Annotated in this window: 12 protein-coding genes; 6 read left to right on the forward strand and 6 right to left on the reverse strand. The window is 61.9% G+C overall.

Going from position 1 to position 13889, the window contains the following annotated elements:
• Nucleotides 1-164: 164 nt before the first annotated feature.
• The 5 genes from DTP52_RS17280 (at nt 165) to fabB (ending at nt 7115) form a co-directional block, all read left to right on the forward strand.
• Nucleotides 165-2288, forward strand: a complete 2124-nt coding sequence (locus DTP52_RS17280) for a TonB-dependent siderophore receptor (protein WP_109754448.1) — start codon at nt 165-167, stop codon at nt 2286-2288.
• Nucleotides 2289-3221: an ABC transporter substrate-binding protein gene (locus DTP52_RS17285; protein ID WP_109754449.1), complete on the forward strand. Its 933-nt coding sequence runs from the start codon at nt 2289-2291 to the stop codon at nt 3219-3221.
• Nucleotides 3218-5119 (forward strand): ATP-binding protein, encoded by a 1902-nt coding sequence (locus DTP52_RS17290; protein ID WP_109754450.1) that lies wholly within the window; start codon nt 3218-3220, stop codon nt 5117-5119. Before DTP52_RS17285 ends, DTP52_RS17290 begins: the two co-directional genes overlap by 4 nt.
• Nucleotides 5120-5367: 248 nt before the next feature.
• Complete coding sequence (gene fabA, locus DTP52_RS17295) at nt 5368-5883, forward strand: 3-hydroxyacyl-[acyl-carrier-protein] dehydratase FabA (protein ID WP_003204400.1); 516 nt, start codon at nt 5368-5370, stop codon at nt 5881-5883.
• Nucleotides 5884-5894: 11 nt separating this feature from the next.
• The gene (gene fabB, locus DTP52_RS17300) at nt 5895-7115 is read left to right on the forward strand and encodes a beta-ketoacyl-ACP synthase I (RefSeq protein ID WP_109754451.1); all 1221 of its coding nucleotides are present in this window, start codon (nt 5895-5897) and stop codon (nt 7113-7115) included.
• A 195-nt stretch (nt 7116-7310) separates the two neighbouring features.
• Here fabB and DTP52_RS17305 read toward each other — a convergent pair whose 3' ends face one another.
• Both DTP52_RS17305 and DTP52_RS17310 read right to left on the reverse strand, forming a co-directional pair.
• On the reverse strand, nt 7311-7775 hold the full coding sequence (locus DTP52_RS17305) for a DUF3859 domain-containing protein (RefSeq protein WP_109754452.1): 465 nt from the start codon (nt 7773-7775) through the stop codon (nt 7311-7313).
• Between the two features lie 210 nt (nt 7776-7985).
• On the reverse strand, nt 7986-8996 hold the full coding sequence (locus DTP52_RS17310; RefSeq protein ID WP_109754453.1) for an amidohydrolase family protein: 1011 nt from the start codon (nt 8994-8996) through the stop codon (nt 7986-7988).
• Between the two features lie 125 nt (nt 8997-9121).
• Between DTP52_RS17310 and DTP52_RS17315 the strand changes: the two genes are divergently transcribed.
• A complete protein-coding gene (locus DTP52_RS17315) occupies nt 9122-9982 on the forward strand; it encodes a pirin family protein (protein ID WP_109754531.1) in 861 nt (286 codons plus the stop codon).
• Between the two features lie 131 nt (nt 9983-10113).
• On the opposite strand, the gene DTP52_RS17320 is transcribed toward DTP52_RS17315, so the two are convergent.
• The 4 genes from DTP52_RS17320 to DTP52_RS17335 form a co-directional block, all read right to left on the reverse strand.
• Nucleotides 10114-10842 carry a dienelactone hydrolase family protein gene (locus DTP52_RS17320; RefSeq protein ID WP_109754454.1) on the reverse strand — a complete coding sequence of 243 codons (729 nt, stop codon included), beginning with the start codon at nt 10840-10842 and terminating at the stop codon, nt 10114-10116.
• Between the two features lie 69 nt (nt 10843-10911).
• Nucleotides 10912-12816 carry a molecular chaperone HtpG gene (gene htpG, locus DTP52_RS17325; protein WP_109754455.1) on the reverse strand — a complete coding sequence of 635 codons (1905 nt, stop codon included), beginning with the start codon at nt 12814-12816 and terminating at the stop codon, nt 10912-10914.
• A gap of 87 nt (nt 12817-12903) precedes the next feature.
• Complete coding sequence (locus DTP52_RS17330) at nt 12904-13365, reverse strand: PaaI family thioesterase (protein WP_109754456.1); 462 nt, start codon at nt 13363-13365, stop codon at nt 12904-12906.
• Nucleotides 13362-13838, reverse strand: a complete 477-nt coding sequence (locus tag DTP52_RS17335; RefSeq protein ID WP_092171195.1) for a PaaI family thioesterase — start codon at nt 13836-13838, stop codon at nt 13362-13364. Before DTP52_RS17335 ends, DTP52_RS17330 begins: the two co-directional genes overlap by 4 nt.
• Nucleotides 13839-13889 lie beyond the last annotated feature (51 nt).

Raw genomic sequence — 13889 nt, forward strand, 5'->3', positions numbered from 1 at the left:
GGGCATTATACGGAGCGGCCAGATCGCGACCAGCCCCGGCAACAATTACCGCCAGCTGTAGGAAGCTGACCATCAATTCCTAGGAAAATGCTGTCAACGTGAATGGAAAAGTCGTTCAGCTCGGTTAACATGCCCGCCATCCTCCCATTATCAAAGGTTGTGCCGTGTCCGTTGGCCCCTCCCGTCCAGGTTCGTCCCTGTTATTGGCACTGATCATCAGCCCGCCAGTGCTAGGCGACGACTTGTTCGTGGACAGCCAGCCCCTGCCCCAGGTGCTGACGGCCACGCGCCTGAAGCAATCGCCAGCGGCGGTGCCGGGCAGCATGACCGTGCTCGACAGCGAGTTGATCAAGGCCAGCGGCGCCCGCGATATCAGCGAACTGCTGCGCCTGGTGCCGGGCATGATGGTCGGCAACATCAGCGGCAACCAGGCCACCGTGAACTACCACGGCACCAACGCCAGCGAAGCCCGCCGCATGCAGGTGCTGATCGATGGCCGCTCGGTGTATCGCGCCGGGTTGGCAACGGTAGACTGGAGCGACATCCCGGTGGCCATGGAAGACATCGAGCGGATCGAAGTCTTTCGCGGGCCCAACACCGTCAGCTACGGCGCCAACGCACTGATGGCAGTGGTCAACATCATCACCCGCGCCCCCGCCGACAGCCACGGCACCCGGCTGAAAATCACCCGGGGCCAACGCGGCATCAGCGACTGGTACGCCAGCCAGGGTAGCGGCTGGGAAGGCGGCGACCTGCGGCTGTCGCTGTCCGGCCAGGAAGACGATGGCTTTGACAGCGACCGCAACGGCGCCGATTACCGCGACAGTCGTCGCCTGAACCGCTTCAACTTGTCCGTCAGCCAGACCCTGGACGAACGACAGAGCATCGACTGGCAATTGAACGCCAAGGACGGGACCAACCAGCGGCCCTATACCTACCGCCCCGTGTTTGCCGGGATTACCGCCGCCGGGGATAACTCTGACGTCATCGCCAAGGACTACGCCGGCTCGCTGCGCTGGAACCTCGATCTGGACCCCGACCACAGCGTTTATGTACAAGGCTCGATTCAACACTGGGATCGCCAGCAGACCTGGCGCGCCTGCGATGCCGAGGTGTCCTTCAGCCCGCAACTGACCGACCTGTGGCAACTCAACCCCTACTATGCCGAGAAGCTGGCGCGCAATATCCCCAGCTACATCAACAGCGGCGCGCCAGCCGGCACGCCACAGGAACAGGCGTTGGCCAATCAGGTGCTCGACCAGTGGCGCAACGGCGCCTCGCAAACCCTGTGCGGCGATATCGACCAGAGCGCCCGGGAATCGCGTTACGACCTGGAGATCCAGGACACCCTGAGCCTGTCCGACAGCCTGCGCCTGGTCACTGGGGCCAACTATCGCTACGACCGGGCCGACTCGGAGACGTACTTCAACGGCACCCTGGACGACACCACCTGGCGCCTGTTCGGGCAGCTCGAATGGCGGGCCACCGAGCATTGGCTGTTGCAGGGCGGCGCGATGTTCGAAGACACCCGCCTGACCGGCAGCTCGCTGACTCCACGGGTCGCGGTCAACTACCTGATCACCCCGCGCCACGGCCTGCGGGCGGTGTACTCCGAAGCTGTGCGCTCCCCGGACATGTTCGAGAACAACGTCAACTGGAGCTATCAGGTCACCAACCTGCAACCCGCCGCCTTCGGCCAGAACAGTGCCCGTTACTTCGTCCGGACGCGCGGCCCGGGCAACCTGGAACAAGAGCACATGCGCTCCCGGGAACTGGGCTACAACGGTTATTTCGTGGACCTGGGGCTGGCGATTGACGTGAAACTGTTTCATGACGAAATCACCGGCATGATCAGCGAGCCGCTGCGCAACAATCAGTACATCGCCAGCAACGCCAACCAATCCCAGTTTTCCGGGGCCGAAACCCAGTTCGACTGGCGTGTGACCAGCGCCGACCGTCTGCGCCTGACCTACGCCTATGTCGATGCCCAGGCCAGCAACCCCCTCGACGAGCAACTGACCGCCCGCAACAGCGGCTCGGCCGGTTGGCTACGGGACTGGGGCCAGGGCTGGAACAGCGCGCTGTTCTATTACGGCGCCGACGCCCTGAACGGCTATCGCTTCGAACGGGTGGACACCCGCCTCGCCCGGCGTATCCCCCTGGGCAAGGCCAGCCTGGAATTGGCGGGGGTCCTGCAACAACGCCTGGACAACCAGCCCACCACCTTCAGCGACAACCGCTACGACTCCCGCCATGTCGTGTACTTCAGCGCGGAGTTGTCGTTCTAGATGTCTCGGCATCCACTCCGCAAGTCGCCATTTCATGGCCGCCTGACGCTGGCGCTATGCCTGGTGTTTGCTGCGTGGCTGGCGCCCATCCAGGCTAGGGCGGCCGAAGTCCTGTTGACCGGTGCCGCGGACAGCCCCGGCGTGCAGTCTTTCACCCAGGCCCTGAAAGCCCTGCGCCCCGAAGACAGCGTGCGGTTTACCCCGCTGGCCAATCTGCCGGCACCAGACAAGTTGCCGGGCAATGTCCGCCTGGTCCTGCTTGACCTGCCCAGCCTCGACTGGCGCCTGCAAGACGCCCGGGGACCGGCCACCCTGGTATTGCGTATCAGCCGCCAGCAAGCCCGCGACCGCCTGGGCGAGACGACGCCGGCTCACCTGAGCCTGCTGTGGAGCGATCCACCGATGGCGCGGCAATTACGGCTGATCCGCACCATCCTGCCGCAAGTGCGACGCGTCGGTGTGCTTTACGACAGCCACAGCGAATTCCTGCTCAAGGACATCCAACAGGCCGCGGCACCGCTGGGCCTGGCCATCGTCAGCGAACGCTGGGACGACACCAACGACAGCCGCCCCCTGCACAACCTGCTGGGCCAGAGCGACGTGCTGTTGGGCCTCGACGACCCCGACTTGTACAACCCCAAGACCGTAAAGAACCTGCTGCTCAGCAGCTATGCCCGGCAACGCGCCCTGATCGGGCCCAGCGCCGCCTTCGTCAAGGCCGGCAGCCTGGCCAGTACCTACAGCGACCAACAAGACTGGCTGGCGATTCTCGACGAGCTGCTCGACCGCCCCGCCACGACCTGGCCGCGCACGCTGTATCCAGACCGTTTCAAAGTCCTGGGCAACCGGCAGGTCTCCCGCTCACTGGGGATCGAACCGATTGACGCCGAATCCGTCGCGGCAACGTTGGCCGAAGGAGAACACCGACCATGACCTTGCGTCGCCGTTGGGACATCAACACCCGTACCCAGCTCATCGCCCTCGGCCCGGCGTTGCTGCTGACCGTGCTGCTGATCAGCTTCTTTACCTTCGTGCGGATCCAGGACTTGCGCCAGGAACTCAATCACACCGGGCAACTGATCGCCAACCAACTGGCTCCCGCCACGGAGTACGGGGTGATTTCCGGCAACAACGAAGTCCTGGAAAGCCTGCTCACCGCGACCCTGGCGACCCCACACGTGCGCTTCCTGGAGGTCCAGGACAGTACCGACAAGGTCTTGGTGTACGTCGAACAACCCGAACAAACCCGCAGCCGCGCCCAGCAGATCGAAGTCTTCCAGGCCCCGGTGCGCCTGCAGCGCATTGCCCTGAACAATGATTTCCTGCAGGGCAACAGCACATCCGTCGAGGCGTCCGGCGAAGACTACCTGGGCCGCGTGATCGTCGGCATGTCCAGCGACGCCTTCAGTCAGCGACAGCAGGAGATCCTGTTCAAGGCCGCGATCCTGGCGCTGTTCGCCCTGTTGTTCACCTTCCTGGTGGCGCGTCGGCTGGCAACCAACCTGTCACGGCCGATCCGCGACATCGGCAATGCGGTCAAGGCCATCCAGCAAGGCGACTACAGCACCCCACTGCCCATCGTCGATGACGCCGAACTGGGGGCCTTGTCGCGGCACATCAACAACCTGGCCGGCGGTCTGGAGCAAGCCAGCCGCGAACAGCACCAGGCCATGGCTCAACTGATCAAGACCCGCGAAGAGGCCGAAAAAGCCAACAGCGCAAAGTCCGAGTTCCTGGCGATGATGAGCCATGAACTGCGCACGCCCATGAACGGCGTACTGGGCATGCTGCAACTGCTGGAAACCACCCGCATGACCGACGAGCAGCACGAGTACACGGCGCTGGCGTCAGAATCCACCGAACACCTGCTGAAGGTGATCAACGACATCCTCGACTTCTCGCGCATCGAACGCTCGGCCCTGGAACTGGAGCACATCCCGTTCAACCTGGCGGAGCTGGTGGGCAGTTGCGCGCAGTCTTTTCAGCACAGCGCTGCGCAGCGCAAGCTGGGCCTGGACCTGCTGGTCCCGGACGACATGCAGGCCCTGCAGGTCCAGGGCGATCCGACGCGGATACGGCAGATTCTGGTGAACCTGATCGGCAACGCCCTGAAATTCACCGAGCAAGGCCGCGTCACCGTGCAATGCCAATGGCAAGCCCTGGACCACGAACTGCTGTGGTTCACCTGCACGGTGCGCGACAGTGGCATCGGTATCCCGGCCGAGAGCCTGGAGCGCATGTTCGATGCCTTCCAGCAGGCCGACAGTTCGATCTCCCGGCGCTACGGCGGCACTGGCCTGGGCCTGCCGATCGCCCGTACCCTGGCCGAACGCATGGGCGGCACACTGCGGGCCCAGAGCGAAGAAGGTCGGGGCTCGGTGTTCACCCTCGAGATCCCGCTGGCCCTGTCGCGCCAGACGCCAACGCCCCTGGCGCCGCGACTGGCCGTCGGCAGCGGCGACGGCGAAGGCCGCAACGTGTTGCTGGTGGAGGACAATCCGGTCAATCAGACGGTGATCGAAGCCATGCTGCGCAGCCTGGGCTTCACCGTCAGTGTCGCCACCGACGGCGCCCAGGCGGTACGCAGCGCCGAAAGCCTGATTTTCGAGGCGATCCTCATGGATTGCCGGCTGCCCATCATCGATGGCTACGAAGCCACGCGGCAGATCCGTCAGTTGCCGGGCTGCGGCGAGGTGCCCATCATCGCCCTGACGGCCAACGCGTTGCAGGGCGACCGCGAAGCCTGCCTCGCGGCGGGCATGAACGATTACCTGGCCAAGCCGTTCAAAAGGATCGATCTGCAGCAGATTCTGCAGCGCTGGGTGAACTAGAACAGGTCACTGGACCATCTGTGACTGGCGTGAAAGGCGAAAGTGCGGCAGTCTTAGGCACCCGAACAAGCCTCGATTGGGGCTTGAATAAAAATTTCAGTGCACAGGTGTACATTCATTTCCCGTGTGCTGTGACTTTCACTACAACGCAATAGTCTATGAGTAGGCTGTCGATTCGAGGCATGAACGCTTCGATCGGCCGGGAAGATTTGCCCCACCCTGCCGCACGGGACTATTGAGGAGCTCGCATGACCAAACAAAACGCCTTTACCCGGGAAGATCTGCTGCGCTGCAGTCGCGGTGAGCTGTTCGGCCCAGGTAACGCGCAACTGCCCGCCCCGAACATGCTGATGGTGGATCGCATCACCCATATCAGCGAAGAGGGTGGCAAGTACGGCAAAGGTGAATTGGTCGCCGAGCTGGATATCACTCCGGACCTGTGGTTCTTCGCCTGCCACTTCGAAGGTGATCCGGTCATGCCGGGCTGCCTGGGCCTGGATGCCATGTGGCAATTGGTCGGTTTCTTCCTCGGCTGGCAAGGCCTGCCGGGTCGTGGTCGCGCCCTGGGCTCGGGCGAAGTGAAGTTCTTTGGTCAGGTCCTGCCGACCGCCAAGAAAATCACCTATAACATTCATATCAAACGCGTCCTCAAGGGCAAGCTGAACATGGCCATTGCCGATGGTTCGGTTGCCGTGGACGGTCGCGAGATCTACACCGCCGAAGGCCTCCGGGTCGGCGTTTTCACCTCCACTGACAACTTCTAAGGGTTATCCGCATGCGCCGCGTCGTTATCACTGGTCTGGGCATCGTTTCGTGCCTGGGCAATGACAAAGAGACCGTCTCCGCTAACCTGCGTGCAAGTCGCCCTGGCATCCGGTTCAACCCGGAATATGCTGAAATGGGTCTGCGTAGCCAGGTTTCCGGCTCCATTGACCTTCCCCTCGAAGAGCTGATCGATCGCAAGATCTACCGTTTCGTCGGCCATGCGGCGGCTTACGCCTACCTGGCCATGAAGGACGCCATTGCTGATTCCGGCCTGACCGAAGAGCAGGTTTCCAACCCGCGTACCGGCCTGATCGCCGGCTCCGGTGGCGCCTCCACCTTGAACCAGATGGAAGCGCTGGACATCCTGCGCGAAAAAGGCGTCAAGCGCGTCGGCCCATACCGCGTCACGCGGACCATGAGCAGCACGGTTTCCGCCTGCCTGGCCACGCCGTTCAAGATCAAGGGCCTGAACTACTCCATCGCCTCTGCCTGTGCCACCAGTGCCCATTGCATCGGTACCGCCATGGAACAGATCCAGATGGGCAAGCAGGACATCGTGTTCGCCGGCGGCGGTGAAGAAGAACATTGGAGCCAGTCGTTCCTGTTCGACGCCATGGGCGCCCTGTCCAGCAAGCGCAACGACACGCCGGAAAAAGCTTCCCGTGCCTACGATGCCGACCGTGATGGCTTCGTCATCGCTGGCGGCGGCGGCATGGTCGTGGTCGAGGAGCTGGAACACGCCCTGGCCCGTGGCGCGAAAATCTACGCGGAAATCGTCGGCTACGGCGCCACTTCCGACGGCTACGACATGGTCGCACCAAGCGGTGAAGGCGCCGTGCGTTGCATGCAGATGGCCATGTCCACCGTCGATGCACCGATCGACTACCTCAACACCCATGGCACCTCGACTCCGGTCGGCGACGTCGCGGAAATGAAAGGTGTGCGCGAAGTGTTCGGCGACAAGGCCCCGGCCATCAGCTCCACCAAGAGCCTGTCGGGTCACTCCCTGGGCGCCGCCGGCGTTCACGAAGCGATCTACTGCATGCTGATGATGGAAGGCAACTTCATGGCCGGTTCGGCCAACATCGATGAGCTGGATCCGGAAGTGGCCGACCTGCCAATCCTGACCAAGACTCGCGAAAACGCCACAATCAATACCGTGATGAGCAACAGCTTCGGCTTCGGTGGCACCAACGCCACCCTGGTACTGAAGCGCTGGCAGGGCAAGTAAGCCCCGCCGCTAACGCCACACAGAAAAACGCCCCGACTGGTTCGGGGCGTTTTTTTGCCTGGCAAATACACCTGGGTTCATTTGTGGGAGCGAGCCTGCTCGCGATAGCGGTATGTCAGTCGACATTTCTGAGACTGTCCCACCGCCATCGCGAGCAGGCTCGCTCCCACAGTTTTTGATCTGTGGTGGATGGATTCAGCGCACGACAAACCGCTGCTGCGTCAGCAGCCGATCCCCCTGGAACACCATGAACCGCCACTCCCCCGGTACCACTTCGTGGCTTTCGGTGAACTCGTAGGCCATCACATCCTGCGGCGCGCCAGGCACCAGTTTCTGGATGACTTCGAATTTATCGTGACGCACGCCATCGGGAGTGCGGATGCCGGGGGTGAAGTACAACAGGGTCAACGGCTGGTCATCGGCGACCTTGCCGGCCAACTGGTAGCGCATGCCGAACTTGGTGCCCAGCTTCGCCAGCACGCTTTCGGTCTGGCGGATCTGTTCGTTGCTGCGCCGCAGGACCCGCTCTCCCGATTGCAGCTCGGCTTGCGGCCCTTCGAAGACGCCGTATTCCACCGGACCTTCGACACGGACTTCGGCCTGTGCCAGACCGCAGGTCAACAACAGCGCGACCAGTGCGCTTGAACGGGTGAGGTGCATAGTGCGCTCCTTGATTGAGATGAGCGCGAGGGTATGACGCGGGCGTGACAGGCTGATGACAAAGCGATGTTGGTCATACCACCAATAGCCCGGGGATAGGATTGACCTGTGGCGAGGGAGCTTGCTCCCGCTCGACTGCGCAGCAGTCGCCAGACGTTGGGGCTGCTGCGTAGCCCGGCGGGAGCAAGCTCCCTCGCCACAAAAGCGGACTCAGCGAGCCACTGAACGCGGCAATACCGAAAGGAAGTTATCCCGCGCCACTTTCCTCGCCACGTCTTCCGGCAAGGCATCCAGGAACGGATCGAAGCTGTGCAACTCCTTGCCCAACTTGTCGAAACGCCCGACCACATCCGCCCCCACCATGAAGCGCTCGGGAAAGCGCTCCACCAGCTTTACCCATTCGTCCCGGGGCTTGCCCGCCTCGTCCAGCAAGTACGGCGTGAGCACGCTCCAGGACAGGTCTATGTACAAATTGGGGTAGGCCTCGAGCATGCGACTCAGGGTCGGCAACAGAAAATCCAGGCGGGTCTGGTGGCGATGGATTTCCATGCTGGTGCCGGCGTGGGCCCAGATAAAGCGTGTGTGTGGGTGATTGCGCAGCGGCTCCTCGATTTCTGCCAGGTACAACGGGTTTTTCTCGCGCTTGGAAGTGATGTTGGAATGCAGCATCACCGGCAGGTCGTTCTCGGCCGCCAGGTGATAGATCCGCGTCATGGCTTCGTTGTTGGCCCGCGGGGTGTCGCCCGAGGTGAGCGCCGTGAGGTCATCATGGCGAGTGAATACCTCGCCGAGGCCTTGCCACAATCCTGGGTAGAGATCGAGCATGCGTTGGATGTGGGCGGCGGAGTTCTTGTCGTTGGGATTGAAGCCCGACAGGAACGGATGAAAGTGCTGGCGTTGCTCGGCGGTCAGCTTGCTCACCGCGGCGGCGACAATCACGTCGGTGGCGCTGTACCAATAGGCATCCGCGTCGTCACCGGCGTAATAACGAGGACGCTTGGGCTCGTCCTCATGCCATTTCTTGGCCACCGGAACACCGGAAATCATCACATGCTCGATACGGTTGTCCGCCATCGCCTGGAGCAGCTTGGGCATGCCGGCGGTTTCCTGAAAGAAATCGACGTAATGCAGATGCGCATCACTGTAGGCATATTCGCGGGCCACGGCACCGCTACTCGAAACGACCAGCAGCCAGGCGAAGATCAAACGGGTCAAGGGCATGGGGGTCTCCAAAAGCCATGAACAGCGTAGACCCCAACCGTCCCGCCGGGGTTCAAGGCGCCTCTGCCGCGTCTGCCGGCGGCGGGTTATGCTTGGTGCAACCGTTGTTCAACCTGGAAGACAACATGACCACGCCCCTGACCGTTCACCCCCGCGCCGAAGACGTCGAAGGCCAGCCGATTCTTCGTCCGCTACCCTCCGCCAAGTGCCGCAGTGTCGGGCCTTTCGTGTTTTTCGATCACATGCTGCAAACCACCTATCCGGCCGGCAGAGGCATGAACATCCGCCAGCATCCCCACATCGGCCTGTCCACCCTCACCTACCTGTTCGCGGGCAAACTCCAGCACAAGGACAGCCTCGGTTCCGACCAGGTGGTGGAGGCTGGCGATGTCAGCTGGATGACCGCCGGCAGCGCCATTGCCCATGTCGAGCGTACGCCCGAATCGCTGCTGAACAGCGCTTTCATCATGCATGGGTTGCAAGTCTGGCTGGCCTCGCCCAAGTCCCACGAAGAGGGCCCGGGGCACTACAGCCATCACCCGGCACACAGCCTGCCGGTCAGCGATAACCTGGGGGTCAGCATCCGCATGATCGCCGGGTCAGGCTTTTGCCTGGAATCACCGGTACCGGTGCTGTCGCCTACGTTGTATGCCGAATTGAACCTGCAAACTGCGACGTCGCTGCTGATTCCCACCGAACATGAAGAGCGGGCGCTGTATGTACTCAGCGGCGAAGCACGGCTTGAAGGTGAACCGGTGGAACCCCATTCGCTGGTGGTCCTGCCGGTCGGCGAAGAGATGACGCTGTTTGCCGACAGCGACTGCCATGCCGTGCTGTTCGGCGGCGCGCCATTGGATGGGCCGCGACGGATCAACTGGAACTTCGTCTCCAGCGACCCGGCCCGGATCGATGAGGCCCGCCGGCGCTGGGCGGCCGGGGACTGGCCGACTGTGCCGGGGGAAAGCGAGCGGATCGAGTTACCCTAGAACGGGTGCCATTGAACCTGTGGGAGCCGAGCTTGCTCGCGATGGCGGTGTGTCAGTCGGTATCAATGCCGATTGATACACCGCCATCGCGAGCAAGCTCGGCTCCCACAGGGTTCTGCTTCAACCCAACCTCAGTCTTTGAACACCTCATCCAACAAGTTATGCATCGACCTGAACGCACGCCCGGCGACCTTGGCGTCGTACATCATCTTGCCCGGCACATTGGCCTGCGGGTCGGTGAACGAATGCACCGCGCCACCGTAGCTCAGCAGTTGCCAATCCACGCCAGCGGCGTTCATTTCATCCTCGAAGGCTGGCAGTTGCTCTTTCGGCACCAGCGGGTCGGAGGCGCCATGCATCACTAACACCGCGCCCTTGATGCTCTGCGCATCGGCCGGATTCGGTGTATCCAGGGTGCCGTGGAATGAAACCGCGGCTTTGAGCGGCGCACCGCTGCGAGCCAGCTCCAGGGCACAACAGCCACCGAAGCAGAAACCGAACGTAGCGAGCTTCGACGCATCGACCTCCGCTTCGCCCTGATTCAGCAATTGCTCGAGCGCCGCCTGCATGCGCTGGCGCAACAACGCCCGGTCATTCTTGAGCGGCATCATCGCTGCCCCGGCCTCATCGGCATTGCTCGGGCGTACATCCTGGCCGTACAAATCGGCGATCAACACGACATAGCCGTTAGCGGCTACCGACTTGGCGATCTCCTCGGCCCCCGCCCCTACGCCCATCCAATTGGGCGCCATCAGCAACCCCGGGCGCGAACCCTGCTGGCTGACGTCGAAGGCCAGGCGACCTTCATAATTTTGACCTTCGATCTGATAGACCAGCGAACGAACCGTAACCTGACTCATGACGGACTCCTCTTGAACGGAACACCAGAAATGAAAAAACCCGCCGAAGCGGGTTTTTCCTGCACTTGCTTAAGCTGACAGTTCAACCAACAGCTTGTTCAGGCGACGCACATACGCCGCCGGGTCCTTCAGGCTGTCGCCAGCTGCCAGGGCCGCCTGGTCGAACAGGATGTGCGACAGATCGCCGAAGCGCTCTTCGCTCTGCTCGTTGTCGAGTTTTTCCACCAGCGGGTGGGCCGGGTTGAATTCGAAGATCGGCTTGGAGTCCGGGACTTTCTGGCCGCTGGCTTCGAGGATCTGGCGCATCTGCAGACCGAGGTCCTGCTCACCGATGGCCAGGATCGCCGGGGAGTCGGTCAGGCGGTGCGAGACCCGCACTTCGCTGACAGCATCGCCCAAGGCCGTCTTGATTCGCTCGACCAGGCCTTCCTTGCTCTTGGCGACTTCTTCGGCGGCTTTCTTGTCTTCTTCCGAATCCAGGTTGCCGAGGTCCAGGTCACCACGAGCCACGTCGACGAAGCTCTTGCCGTCGAACTCGTTGAGGTAGCTCATCAGCCACTCGTCGATGCGGTCGGTCAGCAGCAGCACTTCGATGCCTTTCTTGCGGAAGACTTCCAGGTGCGGGCTGTTCTTGACCTGTGCATAAGTTTCACCGGTCAGGTAGTAGATCTTGTCCTGGCCTTCCTTGGCGCGGGCCAGGTAATCGGCCAGGCCAACGATCTGCTCGCCATCGTCACCCTGGGTCGAGGCAAAGCGCAGCAGGCCGGCGATCTTCTCTTTGTTGGCGAAGTCCTCGGCCGGGCCTTCCTTCATCACCTGGCCGAAGTTTTTCCAGAAGCTCTTGTACTGCTCGGGCTCGTTCTTCGCCAGCTTTTCCAGCATGTCCAGCACGCGCTTGGTCAGCGCCGACTTCATGGAGTCGATGATCGGGTCTTTCTGCAGGATTTCCCGCGAAACGTTCAGGGACAGGTCGTTGGAATCGACCACACCCTTGATGAAGCGCAGGTACAGCGGCAGGAACGATTCGGCCTGGTCCATCACGAACACACGCTGCACGTACAGCTTCAGCCCGCGTGGCGCTTCGCGCTGGTACAGGTCGAACGGCGCACGGGCCGGCACGTACAACAGCGAGTTGTATTCCAGCTTGCCTTCGACCTTGTTATGGCTCCAGCTCAGCGGGTTCTCGTAGTCGTGGGCGATGTGCTTGTAGAACTCCTGGTATTCCTCGTCCTTCACTTCAGTGCGCGGACGGGTCCACAGGGCACTGGCGCGGTTGACGGTTTCCCACTCCACTTCCGGTTTTTCTTCACCTTCGGCAGCGGCGACTTCCTTCGGCAACTCGATCGGCAGCGCGATGTGGTCGGAGTACTTCTTGATGATGTTGCGCAGGCGCCAGCCATCGGCAAACTCGTCTTCGCCGGACTTGAGGTGCAGCACGATGCGGGTACCGCGATCAGCCTTGTCGATGGTAGCGACTTCGAACTCGCCTTCGCCCTTGGACGACCAGTGCACGCCTTCGCTCGCAGCGAGGCCGGCACGGCGGCTGAACACTTCGACCTGGTCGGCCACGATGAACGCGGAATAGAAACCGACGCCGAACTGACCGATCAGGTGGGAATCTTTCTTCTGGTCGCCGGACAGGTTCTTCATGAAATCGGCGGTGCCGGACTTGGCGATGGTGCCCAGGTGCGTGATCACCTCTTCGCGGCTCATGCCGATGCCGTTGTCTTCGAGGGTGACGGTTTTTGCGTCCTTGTCGAAGCTCACACGGATTTTCAGCTCAGCGCCGCCTTCCAGCAGTTCAGGCTTGGAAAGGGCTTCGAAACGTAATTTGTCGACAGCGTCAGAGGCGTTCGAAATCAGCTCGCGAAGGAAAATTTCCTTATTCGAATACAGCGAGTGAATCATCAGGTGCAGCAGCTGCTTCACCTCGGTCTGGAAGCCCAGGGTTTCCTTTTGAGTTTCCACGCTCATGGTCATCAAACTCCAAGTGGATGGTGGTGTCCGCCTCGCTGAGATTGGCGGCGGGATGTCCACAAGGTGGGGGCAAAGGGGATGATTTCAAGGGCGCGCGGGTTTTGACGGTTCCTGGATCTTGAAATGCGCCCGGGCGGTGGCGATGGGTTCGGCCTCGACGTCTTGCCAGGCGGTGATCGCGACGTTGGCGACCCGCCGACCCTGGCGCCAGACCTGGCATTTGGCGTAGGTGTCGCGAAACTGCCCGGTGCGTAGGTAATCCAGGGAAAAGTCGATGATTTTCGGCACGCCCGGTGCGCCGGTGGCGATCAACAGATGCACCGCAGCCGCCAGTTCCATGAAACCAGCAATGACCCCACCGTGGATGGCCGGCAGTAAAGGGTTACCAATGTTGTCCTTGTTGGCCGGCAAACGAAATACCAAATCGTCGCCCTGGCGCGTGCAGTCGACGCCGATGAGTTGGGCATAGGGGATCGAGGCGAGCAGCAGTGCGTAGTCGCCCTGCTCACAGGCGCGGCGTAGTTGTTCCTGGGTGGTATCGGTCATGGCTGGCCCACGGCGGTCATCGGACTGGCTTTTCCCATGCCCCTGGCATGCTGGCCCAGGCGCATGAACGTGCCCACCACATGGGCGATGGGTTGCTCGGGGTCGTCCTGATAGGCGAAACCGCGGGTGAAGATCACGTCCGGGGTCACCCGATAGCACTGGGCGAAGCCGTAGACGTCCTTGTGGGGTTCGGCGGCGTGCATGTAGTCGATGCGCAGGTCGAGGGTGGGGCAGACTTCGAATTGTGGCAGCACACACAAGGTCGACATGCCGCACGCGCTGTCCATCAATGAAGTCAACGCGCCACCATGGATGATGCCCGTCAGGGGATTGCCAACGATTTGCGGGCTGAACGGCAGGATGAGCGTCAGCCCATCACGACTGGCGCTGTGCAACTTCAAGCCCAACACCTGGCAATGCCGCAGGGCGGATAAAAAGCGCGTGGCACGCTCAAAAATGGGATCTTCAGCCATGTCCATCAATGCCCTTGTTTGTTTATAGGCCTGGCAACAGGCGTGTCCGCT

The sequence above is a fragment of the Pseudomonas sp. 43mfcvi1.1 genome, assembly GCF_900115935.1.
GTDB classification, from domain to species: domain Bacteria; phylum Pseudomonadota; class Gammaproteobacteria; order Pseudomonadales; family Pseudomonadaceae; genus Aquipseudomonas; species Aquipseudomonas bijieensis.